Here is a 12,301-nt window from a genome sequence, read left to right on the forward strand (position 1 = left end):
GCCCGGAGAGTCACTCCCACTCGATCGTGCCCGGCGGCTTGCTCGTCACGTCGAGGACGACGCGGTTGACGTCCGCGACCTCGTTGGTGATCCGGGTCGAGATCTTCGCGAGGACGTCGTACGGCAGTCGCGACCAGTCGGCGGTCATGGCGTCCTCGCTCGACACCGGGCGGAGCACGATCGGGTGGCCGTAGGTCCGTCCGTCGCCCTGGACGCCGACGCTGCGTACGTCCGCGAGCAGCACGACCGGGCACTGCCAGATGTCGCGGTCGAGGCCGGCCGCGGTCAGCTCCTCGCGGGCGATGGCGTCGGCCTCGCGGAGCAGGTCGAGGCGCTCCTTGGTGACCGCGCCGACGATACGGATACCGAGGCCGGGGCCGGGGAACGGCTGCCGCTGGACGATCTCGTCCGGCAGGCCCAGCTCCTGGCCGACCATCCTGACCTCGTCCTTGAAGAGCTTGCGCAGCGGCTCGATGAGCTGAAACTCGAGGTCTTCCGGCAGCCCGCCCACGTTGTGGTGGGACTTGATGTTGGCCGTGCCGGTGCCGCCGCCGGACTCGACCACGTCCGGGTAGAGGGTGCCCTGCACGAGGAAGGCGACCTCGGGGCCCTCGTCCGCGATGATCTCCGCCTGCGCCTGCTCGAAGACCCGGATGAACTCGCGCCCGATGATCTTCCGCTTCTCCTCGGGGTCGCTGACCCCGGCGAGGGCCTTGAGGAAGCGCTCCTCGGCGTCGACCACCTTCAGCTGCACGCCGGTGGCCGCGACGAAGTCCTTCTCGACCTGCTCGGTCTCGCCCTTGCGCATCAGACCGTGGTCGACGTACACGCAGGTCAGTTGCGAGCCGATGGCCTTCTGTACGAGGGCGGCGGCGACGGCGGAGTCCACGCCGCCGGAGAGCCCGCAGATGGCGCGCTTCGTACCGACCTGCTCGCGGATGGCCGCGACCTGCTCCTCGATGACATTGCCCGTCGTCCAGGAGGGGGTGAGTCCTGCGCCCCGGTACAGGAAGTGCTCGAGCACCTGCTGGCCGTGCGTGGTGTGCATGACCTCCGGGTGGTACTGGACGCCGTACAGCTTCTTCTCGTCGTTCTCGAAGGCAGCGACCGGGACGACGTCCGTGGAGGCGGTGACGGCGAAGCCCTCCGGGGCCGCGCTGCACGCGTCGCCGTGGGACATCCAGACCGACTGCTCGTTCGGGGTGCCCTCGAAGAGGGTGGAGCCGGACTTGGAGACATGCAGGGGCGTACGGCCGTATTCGCGGGCGCCCGTGTTGTCGACCGTGCCGCCGAGGGTCGTCGCCATCAGCTGGAAGCCGTAGCACATGCCGAAGACGGGGACGCCGGCTTCGAAGAGCTCGCGGTCGAGGCGGGGGGCGCCCTCCGCGTACACCGACGAGGGGCCGCCGGAGAGGATGATCGCCGCCGGGTTCTTGGCGAGCATGTCCTGGACCGGCATGGTGCTCGGCACGATCTCGCTGTAGACCCGGGCCTCGCGGACCCGTCGGGCGATGAGCTGGGCGTACTGCGCACCGAAGTCGACGACTAGGACGGTGTCGGGGGCGGTGGGGTTCGCTTCTGGCACGGGTTGCCTTCCGGCGGTTGAGCAGGGCTGTGTCCCCGAGTTTAGCCGGGAGCTCGGGGGTGGTGGCGCCGTCGCCGGGGCTCCGCCCCCGGACCCCCGATAGGCCTGAACGGCCTCGTCGTGCATACTGGCCCCATGCTCACGCACCAGACCTTCGTCTTTACTTATGGCAACCGGCCCACCGGCTGCCATGGTCGTGCTGCTTGAGCTACTGACAAGCGACTTACCAGGCGCCCCGGGCCGACAAGGTCCGGGGCGCCTGACGTTTCCGGGTCTTGCCGGTCCAGGGCGTCGCTCGAAGCAGAGGAGCCCGACATGGCCGACGTACTGAACAAGACCGGCGCCCGTACCGATGAGGCGGCCGGCGTGATCACCGGTGCGCGTGAGCGTATCGACGCGATCGACGACCGGATCATCGGTCTCGTACAGGAACGCATGGCCGTGTCTGCCGTGATCCAGGAGGAGCGGATCGCGTCCGGCGGCCGGCGGGTGAACCTGTCACGGGAGATGGAGATCCTCGGCCATTACAGGGAAGCCCTGGGCAAGCCCGGTACGTCGCTGGCGATGACGCTGCTGGAGCTGTGCCGGGGCCGCATCTGAGCCCCCGCATCCGAGTCCCCGTTTCCGGGTCTCCGCATCTGAGTTCCGTGTACGCACGTACCCATGTCCCCGCACCCGGAAATCGCGTGACCGTGTCGCGACGCGCTTCGTTGGTGTCGGTGTCCGTGCCAGCCAGGGGCGGGCCCGAAGAAACCACGCGTGGCTCCGCCGGAGCGATGAGGCGTACGGACGTGCGTCGTGGGACCTCGCTCCAGTAGACGTGACCGGACGGCAGGGGACAGCGGCCCGGTCACAACCAGAGAAGGCCGGCTCCGGGGACGCCCGGAGCCGACCGGCCGAATCTGTGTGAGAGCGGTCGAAACGGTTGCGGAGGCCTCAGCCCTTCGAGCACGATGCGTAGAGCAGTCCCAAATCGAACAGTCCACCCGAGTCCCAGCGCAGACAACCGCAATGCCACGCCCAACTGCCAAAGGTCTACGCCACTGACGCTCCCCGAGTGCTCCGGAGCGCGGACCGGCGGACACCCGCATCACCACCGAATCACCACGAAACCAGCGGCGCTCCCCCCGGCGCCGCTCCTCAGGCACCGGCGCTGCCCTGACGTCGGTGCTGACCAGGAAGGGCCCCGCGGATCCCCCCGCCGCGGGGCCCTTCGCCTGCCCGAAGCTGTGCGCCTCCCCGTCCGGTCCCCCTCAGCCTGGTCTCCCTCAGGTCCGTGAGACCGTGCCGCACGTCTCCGTATCGGAGTTCTGGATGTCACGGCTGCGGTCGTACGGGTCGACCCTGGGCCCTGTCGGCGTCGGCCCCTGGATGACGGCCGAGTCGAACTGCGGGTGCAGGTAGCCGTCGTAGACGCCGCAGGCGGTGTTGGCAAGATCCTGGTTGAATCGGACGACCAGGAGTTTGCCCGGGGTGACCTGGAATCGCGTCGGGTCGGCGAGCTCCGTGTCGATGACGCGGCGTGCGATGACGCGGGTCACCTCCGTGGAGTCCGGGTCGGCCGGGGCCACCGCGTAGACGAAGGTGTAGTCGGCGTGGACGACGACGGACCCGTTCTCGCCCCGCTCGAACGTCATGCGGCCACGGGTCTTGACCACATCGCCGATGAGCCGCACCTCGTCCTTGTCGAAGCGGCTGAACAGCAGCAACGGGTCATTCTTCTTGTCCGGCTTGCGCAGCCAGGACCTCACGTCGGAGAGCATCCGGGGCTGCTTCGGGTCGAGGATGTCGAGCACGGTCTCCGGGGTGCCGCCGAGCAGGGTCTTCCGGTCGAGATTCGCGTCGACGAGCAGGGCCTTGGTCTGCTTCAGGGCCCGGTCCACCTCGTCCTTGCTGAACGAGCCGACCGCCTTCGCCTCCGGCAGCACGATTCCGGCGGCCCCGTCGGCGTACCGCGCGGCAGGAGATCCGGCGAACGGCCGGTCCAGCGTGGGCGTTCCGGGTGCGGAGGAAGGGGCGGTGGACGGGGGCGCGGTCTCCTCGGGCAGCGGAGCCGCGGATTCCGTGCCCGTACCGCCTGTACTGCCCGTGCCGAACGGGTCGCCGGGCAGCAGGGACGGCTTCATGGCGACCAGGGCGACGGCGAGCGCCAGCGGTACGCCGATGATGGCCCAGAGCTTGCGGCGGCGGGCCGCGCGCCCGTCCATCTCCCTCCACGCGGGCCCCGTACGCCACCCCGGGGGCAGTTCACCGCGCGCGTCCTGCTGCCGCAGCCGCTCGGTGACCATGCGGGCGCGCGCCGACGGCTCCTTGGGCGCCTCGGACGTCCGGATGTCCCGCTCACTGTCCTCGACGAACCGCTCCCACACATCGTCGGGTATGGACGGCTCGGGCTTCTCGGACGACTCGGACGACTTATCGGCCACGGCGCTCGCGCCTCTCCCATGATCACTTGTTGATCGACTTGCTCGACAGTCAAACGAAGGACAGTTCTAAGCCGCGCGAAAGGGAGTTCACAAGTCGACTCGGACATGATCAAACACACATAAGAATTCTGCGAGTGAGGGGCAACTGTTCACAGGAGTCACGAGTCTCACTCCAACCCAACGGCCACATTGAACCGCCGACGAAGCCCGCCAGCTCCTCACCACCGCACAAGTCGTCATCAAGGAACTGCTCGGCCACGCCCACATCGGCGTCACCGCCGGCGTCTACGCCCACGTCCGACTCCGCCTGCAGCACGAAGCCATCAACCGACTCGGAGAGGCCATCCGGAACCCGCACGAGGAGGGCTCTCCTTCCTCTCTCTGATCGAACGCGAGAGGGCCCCGACCAAGATGAATCGGTCGGGTCCCTTCGTCCATCCACGTTGCCGTCAGCGCTGCCGTCAGAGTTCGCCTTCAGCGATTAGAGCGACGCTTCTGGTCTACTTCCAACCGCAATTCTTCGAGGTCATCAGAAGTCGCCGAGAAGGGAGAGCAGTAGACGCCAAGAATCTCGATCTGCTGATCTCGACTCCAGTCATCCCACATTGAAAGCGAGACGGCGTAGCTGACGATCACTTCTCGCTCAAATTCTCGCCCACCCCACTCTCGCCACCCTTCCCAACGACGTGCTCGACCTTCATCCCCGGATTCCCGACTCCCCGCAATGAGAGAGTCCAGAATTCGATTATGTGCCGCAGAGAATACCGGGCTTCCAAAGTACGGCTCCGGCACCTCCACTTCATCGAACTTCATCCTCACAAGAGCGGCCGCGAGAACCTCCAGCTCACCCAACTCCATCTCTACCTGCATCAACGCCTCCTATCCGAACGGGTTCGGTCCAGCATAGAGCACGTCAGAGATGTCGAACTTGACGGATCCCCTATGGATTAGTTCATTGGGCTGCTCTCCGCGCCTGAGCGACATCCCTTGAGGTCGCCTCACTGCAATCATGAAGCCACCTTTGTGTGCGTACGCAGGGTTTCCAGCGAAGAGAACATTCAGCGCATCGCCAGATGAAACCATCTCCTGGGTAACATAGGCCCGCCCCTTCGAGTCGGCCTTAATTGCGCCCGAATTAACGATCGAAGCGATTCCATCTGCGTCTGCGTAGTGGAATATCACATCGTCGTCAAGATTCTCCATCAGGGATTCCGCAGTGCCAATCCTGGCGCACCCGTTGGAATTGTGAACCAGTACCGGAGTTGCCCCCGCCAGCACATAGTACGTGTGCAGGTCGTCGACAGTGAGGTTGTACGTGGTCGCGTGGTCGGTGTAGGCCCGGTTGCCCGTGATGATGACGGTGTCGCCGTCGTCGGTGAGCAGGGTCATACCGGAGGTGAGGTCGCCGGCTTCGATCCAGTCGTTCTCTGAGGGGGACCAGAAGGGGTGTTCATGGGTCGCCGTCAGTTCTTCGATGCCGTCTTCCGTGGCTATGGCAAGCTCGTTGAAGTGCTTGTCGTCCTCGGTGATGATCAGGCGGGTGACTTCCCGGGGGCCGGTTTCGCCGGTTTCGGGGTCGGTGGCCTGGACCTTGTCGCCGACCTTGACGTCCTCGATGTCCTTGGTGGTGCCGTCGGCCATGAGGACGTCGGTTCCGGCGAGGAAGCATTTCGTGCACTTGGCGGCGACGTCCCCGGCGTCCTCAAGCTTCTTCAGTTTGGTGAGTTTGAAGAGTTTCAGGAACGGCACGTCGCCGAGCGTTGAGGCGCAGGCGATGCTGACACCGATGTGCGCACCGCACTCTTTCCAATCCTCGACATCCGGCAACACGAGAGTCTTGGCCATCTGCCAGGTCGCGTTCCAGTCGGGCTCTGGCTGCGGACCGTAGTTGCAGGAGCCGATCCCGGACAAGCGGGAGCAGGCATGACCTGAGTTGCCGTTTCCTGAGGTCCCGGAGGTGGTGTGGACGGTTCCGGTGCTATTGGTAGTGGCGGTTCCACTCGTCCCACTGCCAGCGTTGTAACTCAGGCCCTGTTCGGCGTAGAGAGTGTTGGCGGATTTCTTGGGCTTGCCGGGAACGTGACCGGGTGTGGTGTTCTCATACCCGGGCCCCGGGCGGGTCGGGCAGTCGATGTCCGCACACAGGCCAGTGGGGTCGGAGCTGGTGATCGGACTGTTGCCGGCGTAGGAGTAACCGTTGAGGGACTGCGGTGCATCAACAGCCAGTACCGGATCAACACTGATGAACTGGCCGATGGTGGGGTCGTATTCACGAGCGCCGAGGTGGGTCAGCCCCGTCGTGGTGTCGGCTGTTTTGCCGAGGAAACCCTTGTCGTCGGGCCAGGTGCCGCCTGTGGTGGTGCCGCGTTCGGCGCCGAAGGGTGTCATATGGCGCTTGGTGACGGCCTGGGTGCTGCCGGCAGCGATGGCGAGGCTGGATGTGCCGTGGTGGTCGCCGGCGAGGTAGGAGAGTTTGTTCGTGCCCGACTCGTTGGTGCGGACAGCGACGGAGTCGTAGTGGCGCTGGGCCCAGGTGGTGCCGTTGTCGCGGAGGTGGAGTTCGGTTCTCCCGGCGTACAGGACGCGTTCGCCGCCTGAAGTCGCGCGGATGAGGAGTTCGCCGTCGGCGTCGTAGAGGTAGTCGGTCCGGCTGCCGGCGGGGACTGTGCTGGTGGCGAGCCGGCCCTCGACGTCCCAGGTGTGCTCGGTGGTGCCGGAGGTGACCGGCGCGGAGCCGATCCAGGAGCCGGCGCTCCATTTCGCACTCCAGCCGGCGTCGTAGATGACGAAGACACCGGTGTCCTGGAGGGTGGCGAAGTAACCGGAGTCCGCTCCCTTGTAGGTCCCGCTGGCCCACAGGGCCTTGCGGTCGGAGTCATAGACAACGAAGTTGCCGTCATCCTGCATGGTGGCCCAGGCACCGGGGCTGCCCGCGGTGTCGGTGTGCCAGACCCTGTTGCCGGTGTCCCGGTCGTACAGGGCGAGATCGCCGTCCTCACGCATCACCAGACGGCCCCGCTGGGTGCGGACCTCCTCGCCCGAGGTGAGCTTCCAGCCGGCCCGGAAGTACTGGTGAGAGGTGGTCGTGGTACGCCGTGTGGTGTTGCCGGCCTCGTCGTGGAGGAACGTCTCCGTACGGGTTCCGTCACCCGCCGTGGAGACCTTGCCCAGGGCGTGCGGCTGATTCTGGCCTGCGCCGGGATAGTCGTAGCCGCGCACACTGTCCTGCCCGGCACGGATCCCTACGCCGTGCTGGGTCTCCGACGTGCGCTGGCCCGCAAGGTTGTAGGCGTACGAGGTCCAGTACGGCGCTGGTCCGGACATGCTGTCGGCGCTGCGTGCGTCGGAACACTTCTGTGAGGTGGGAGTCCAGGCCTCGGTCAGGCGCTGATGGCCGTCGTAGGCGAAGCACTGGGTCTCTGCGGCGCTGGTCCCGCCGAGCGTGGTCGGGTCGGCGATGGAGGTGACGTTGCCGGCCTGGTCGTAGGTGTAGTTGAGGTCTTGCAGCATGTACGGGTGGGTCTGGTCGGTGACATGACTGCGGGTGAGTCGGCCGGTGCCCTCTTCGTACCGGTTGGTGATGTAGGTCTTCTTGTGTTCCTCGGTGTTGGCGGTGCCGAGGACGAGTTGCTGCGCTTGGCCGAGGGCGGAGTAGTCGGTGTCCAGGAGGTAGCCGGTCGCACCGCCGATGGACTTGACCTGCCCGAGGCCGGTGTATCCGTACTCGATGATCTCGGACGGCAGGCCGCCGAGGGTGGGTTCCTTCGTGTTCTGCAGAGTGCCGTCGACGTTGTAGTAGCTGGTGGACTCCAGAGTGGACGGCGTCCCGGCGGCGACGAAGGGATCGTCGTCGGGGAGCTTGAGCTGGGTCGTGGTCGGGCGGGAGAGGCTGTCGTAAGCGGTGACCGCCTTGGTGTAAGCCTTGCCGCCCTTACCGCCGACGTAGCGGGTGGAGGAGGCCGGGTAGCCCTTGAGAACGGTGTCGTACTCGTAGCCGGTGAGCTGGTTGGCGTCGGTCCGCGTGCCTGCCCAGGTACCGGTGATGCGGCCGAGTACGTCGTAGTCCGAGATGACGGACTTGCCGCGCGAGTCCGTCAACTTCACGACCTGGTCGAGGACGTTGTACTCGGTGACGGTGTCGCCCCTGTCCGGGTCGGTGGCACGAGTCTGCCGTCTGAACAGGTCATAGTCGTAGGACCACTTGGCGCCATCGGGACCAGTGATGGTTGCGGGCTGGTCGTCCAGGTTGTACGTGTGCTTCACCGAGGCGTAGGCGGTACCGACACCGCCGCCGTACTGGACGTCCCCCGGACTGGTCCCGACGTATTCGCGCATCTCGGTGGTGCGGCCCCGGGCGTCGGTGATGGTGCGGGTGGCGGAGCCGCCCGCCGGCGCGGTGGTCGCTGTCGAGTCACCGGTGTAGCTGGTCGTGGTGGACCACTTCTTCACTCCGCCCACGAGGAAGGTACTGGTGGTGGGCCGCCCGACGCCGTCGAAGACGGTCTCGGTCTGAGCCGGGGCCTCTCCGTACTCGGCGCGGGTGTAGGTGCCGTTCGGCTTGCTGGTGGTGTCGAAGATGTCCGCCTGCGTCTCGTAGACCAGGCCGCGGCTGTCGTAGCGGGTGTCGGTCAGCAGCCGGCCACCCTGCGGCGTCGGGGACTGGATCTGCAGCGGTCTCAGCAGCGCGTCGTAGATCGCGTAGCTGGTGTTGTACGTCTCACCGTCCTTCTTCAAGGCGGAGGTGGACACCCAGGACTGCTTGCTGTTGCTGAGCTGGTAGGCGAATTTGGTGTTGGGCGCCTGGCTGCCGCTGGTGCGGTTGGGCAGCCACACGTCGGTCAGCCGACCGAGCGCGTCGTAGGCGAGTTCCGTCTTCTTCAGGTTCGCGTCATAGCTGCGCAACACCAGTCCGCGCCGCGCGTCGAGGAAGCTCACCGTGCGGTGGGTCGTGACGGGGCTGGTGGTGATGGTCTTGGTCAGAGGCCCGGCCTCGGCCGGGGTGTACGCGGTGGAGGTGGTGTTGTTCTTCGGGTCGGTGGCGGAAAGCAGTCGACCGAGAGCGTCGTAGGTGCTGGTGAGTGTGGTCTGCCAGGCCGAGGGATGGCGCTCACCGCCGGTCGCTGTCGCCGGGTAGCCGGTCGCCCGCCCGGCCCAGGTCGCTTCGCCCTTGGTCGGTGTCTGGCTCGCACTCCAAGCGGTCGCGGTGGCGGAGTCGTAGACGACCGCCGTGTCGGTGAGCACGTCGCCGCGGCTGTCCTTGGAGGTGGGCAGGTCGAGGGAGGTCTCGGCCACCGAGCAGGACTCACCGACCGTGCGAGTGCGGGAGGTAAGGGAGATGAGACCGGCATCCGGGTTGCGGGCGTACCAGGTACGGGTGCAGGTCTGGTCACCGCCCGCCCCGGCTTCACCGGAATCGTCGACCGTCACGGGCATGCCGTAGTCGTCGAAGGTGGTGGTGACCGCCCGGGCCCGCCAGGTCCCCGAAACTGTCAGATGGGTGTAGCTCGTGCTCTTCTGCGTACGCACATACCGCGCCACGTGATCGCCTGCGTCGGGCACGGTCTGGCGGGCGGTCTCCTTCGACCACGGCTGGTTGACACTCACGCCGACGGGTGTGGAGCCGTTGTAGGTGACCTGCTGGCGTAGCTGACCCGCGTACTGAGCACTGTCGGTGAGGGACGCGATACCCACGTCAGGGTCGGCCAGCGGGGCGACACTCACCGAGCGGGTGGTGCCGTCCGCCTTTCTGTCGCCGTTCATGCCCTGCATGTAGACGGAGACGGTCTTGGAACGGGTGGTGTCCGTGGCCCCGGTGTGTTCGGTGACCTGGCGGTATCCGCGCCAGGTCGACCAGGTCCGCTCGTCCCTGGGCGTGAACGGGTCGTCGCTGTAGCGCCAGGCCGCGCCCGAGTACGCGTAGGCGTGTTCGACCACGTCGTTCTGTCCGGCCGGGTCTGACGTGGCGACGGCCAGCACCCGGTACTTGTGGAACCAGTCGACGGATGCCTCCGAGGCCCCGTTGATGTTCCAGTACTGGGGGTAACAGGAGCGAGTGTTGGTGTCTTCCGCCGCTCCGAGCACCTGGCTGCGCACGCACTCGGGCGAGGACAGCGTCACCGTGGTGATGGCACCCGTCTCCGAGGTGACGGTGGAGATACGGGGGCGGGTCAGCGGCAGGATGTTGTCGGTGGCGTCCACCCGGTTGGGCCGCATCTGGTACGTGAACGCCACCGGGTCCAGCACGATGTTCGTCCCGGCCTTGGCGGTGCGCTTGAGCGACTTCAAGGTCAGGACATGGTCGGAGGTGTCGCCGATGTCCCCCCCGTCCAGGTATTCCTGGGTCAGGTCCCAGGAGTCCACCGGCTCGTACACGCTCGCCGAGGCCGACCAGGAGAAGGTGTCGATGCCGGTCAGCCGCTTCCGGGAGAAGAACGCCGTACCGGACGAGAGGCACTCGCTGTCGCCACTGGAGCAGATCGCGTCGAACGGCACGTCCGGCCAGTTGTCGGCGGTGGCCTTTGTCAGCGACGAGCAGTCCGAGGCGGTGCAGCGCTCGGCGTAGGAGAAGGTGGCCTTGGCGTCGGCGTCGTCGGTAAACAGCGCGCCCTTGCGCAGACCGTACTTGATCTCCTTGAGGTAACCGCCGCGGGTGTAGGCGGTGTTGGCGGTCTCCGCCTTGTTCTTCTTGTAGTAGTTGGTTTCCTTGGCGTACCAGTAGGTGGAGGCGTTGCCGTGGGTGTCCTCGACGTAGTCGAGGTTCCACCGCCAGGCCTGGGTCACCGCCCGACCGCCGAACGTGTCGCCGTTGCCCCAGCCGGGTTCACCGGGGTCATCGCCGAAGACGGTCGTGGTCCAGGTGGAGTTGGTCCGCTCGGTACCGGCTCCGTCGAGCTTGTTCAGACCGAAGACGTACTTGGTGCCGTCGCCGGTGATGACCGTCCAGTGCTCACCGTTGCCGTCACCGTTGTCCGCGCCCGTGGAGCGGGTCACCTTCGAAGCGTCGTCACCCTCCAGCCGCCAGGTGCTGTCCCACGTACCGGAGTCCTTCACCAGGCGAGTGGACTTGCCATTCAGTACCAGCTGCGCGTTGTCGTACTTCCAGCAGGAGTCGAAGACGTCCACGTGCCCGTCGTCGTCGCAGGAGTTGTACGAGCGCTCGATGTAGGACTCGGTCAGCGAGAAACCCTCGCCGACCGCGGTGCCCTGGTTGTTGGTGGTGGCAGTGCGTCCGTCGACAGCGCCCGAGTCGTACGACAGCGACAGCCCCGGCGTCGGCCCGGCAGCGGCCGGCGGCATCGTGAAATCGTAGGACCACGTGAAGGAACCAGAACTGCCCCCCGCCTCCCACGAGGAGGATTCCGACAGTTCGGTCGCCGAATAGTCACCCGTACCCGACGGCGACTCACCCGATCCGGCGGCAGCCGCAGTCACCGCGAAGACCGTCGCCCCGGCCGCGGCACTCTCGCCGAGCTGCGTCGATGCACCGCCCTCGGTGCCCCCCAGCGTCACCGGCGCGGAGACGGTCCGCGCGGCGATGTCATTGTGGGAAGCCAGCGGCGTCTGCGTACGGCATTCCGCCTTCTGCGGCGTCGTCAGGGCGCAGGCTGGCAGCTGTACCAACCGCAGCCGTCCCGCCCAGCCACCGCCACTGGCCGAGGCGAAGCCGCTGTAGTCGACACTCACCTCCGCCCGGCCCGCCGTGTCCGCCTCGGCGGTCAGCACCACACCGTTGATCCCCGCCTTCTCGGCGGCCTTCCGGCCGAGCACAGTCACGCGCGCTTCGCCGTCTGCTGTGTCCGCCTTCTTCGCCGGTACGGGACTGACCTCCACCGGAACGCCACCGGGTGAAAGCTTTCCGGTCTTCTGGGCGGCCAGCTTCACCGTGGCCGTGCCCGGCTCGGGCCAGTCGGCCGACCGCTGCTCGGCCCGCGCGCTCTTGCTCTGCGCGGCGTTGGCCGCCTTGTCCTTGGCGACCTTCTCCCGAGCCTTCTTCGCACCCGGCCCAGTGACCTCCCTGACCTTGCTCACCCGCTGCTCGGGCAGCTCCGGACGCCCCAACCCGCCCCCGCTGCCCGTCGCCTCGGCGACAGGGGCCAAACCCACAGGCACCACCAAAACCAGTACCACCGCCGCGATCAGGGCCCTGCTGTCCCGGCGTCCCGCCACGCCACGGGGCCCACGAGATCCACGAAGGTGTCTTGAGGTGCCTATGCCAAATACCATGATCCGTCCCCACCCGGTCTCGCACGTTGAGATGTTCCAAACCGCCCGCGGCCCCGCCTTCCGGCAG

The 12,301-nt window shown here is 66.8% G+C and carries 4 protein-coding genes and 2 pseudogenes; 2 read left to right on the top strand and 4 right to left on the bottom strand.

Going from position 1 to position 12,301, the window contains the following annotated elements; all coding sequences use genetic code 11:
• Positions 1-10: 10 nt before the first annotated feature.
• The gene (gene guaA, locus ACFYO0_RS23025; protein ID WP_388678959.1) at positions 11-1,585 is read right to left on the bottom strand and encodes a glutamine-hydrolyzing GMP synthase; all 1,575 of its coding nucleotides are present in this window, start codon (positions 1,583-1,585) and stop codon (positions 11-13) included.
• A gap of 312 nt (positions 1,586-1,897) precedes the next feature.
• On the opposite strand from guaA, the pseudogene ACFYO0_RS23030 reads away from it, so the two are divergent.
• Positions 1,898-2,185 (top strand): annotated as a pseudogene (locus tag ACFYO0_RS23030) (chorismate mutase); the annotation flags it as partial.
• A 668-nt stretch (positions 2,186-2,853) separates the two neighbouring features.
• Here ACFYO0_RS23030 and ACFYO0_RS23035 read toward each other — a convergent pair.
• Positions 2,854-4,011 carry a hypothetical protein gene (locus ACFYO0_RS23035; protein WP_388678962.1) on the bottom strand — a complete coding sequence of 386 codons (1,158 nt, stop codon included), beginning with the start codon at positions 4,009-4,011 and terminating at the stop codon, positions 2,854-2,856.
• Between the two features lie 232 nt (positions 4,012-4,243).
• Here ACFYO0_RS23035 and ACFYO0_RS23040 point away from each other — a divergent pair.
• Positions 4,244-4,396, top strand: a pseudogene (locus ACFYO0_RS23040) (site-specific integrase); the annotation flags it as partial.
• 89 nt (positions 4,397-4,485) lie between these two features.
• On the opposite strand, the gene ACFYO0_RS23045 reads toward ACFYO0_RS23040, so the two are convergent.
• Together ACFYO0_RS23045 and ACFYO0_RS23050 are read right to left on the bottom strand one after the other, a co-directional pair.
• Positions 4,486-4,881 carry a hypothetical protein gene (locus ACFYO0_RS23045; protein ID WP_388678965.1) on the bottom strand — a complete coding sequence of 132 codons (396 nt, stop codon included), beginning with the start codon at positions 4,879-4,881 and terminating at the stop codon, positions 4,486-4,488.
• Positions 4,882-4,890: 9 nt separating this feature from the next.
• Positions 4,891-12,114, bottom strand: coding sequence for a polymorphic toxin-type HINT domain-containing protein (locus ACFYO0_RS23050; protein ID WP_388678968.1), 7,224 nt, complete (start codon positions 12,112-12,114; stop codon positions 4,891-4,893).
• Positions 12,115-12,301: the final 187 nt, after the last annotated feature.

Origin of the sequence: Streptomyces sp. NPDC006365, assembly GCF_042870755.1 — a bacterium.
Classification (GTDB): domain Bacteria; phylum Actinomycetota; class Actinomycetes; order Streptomycetales; family Streptomycetaceae; genus Streptomyces; species Streptomyces xiangluensis.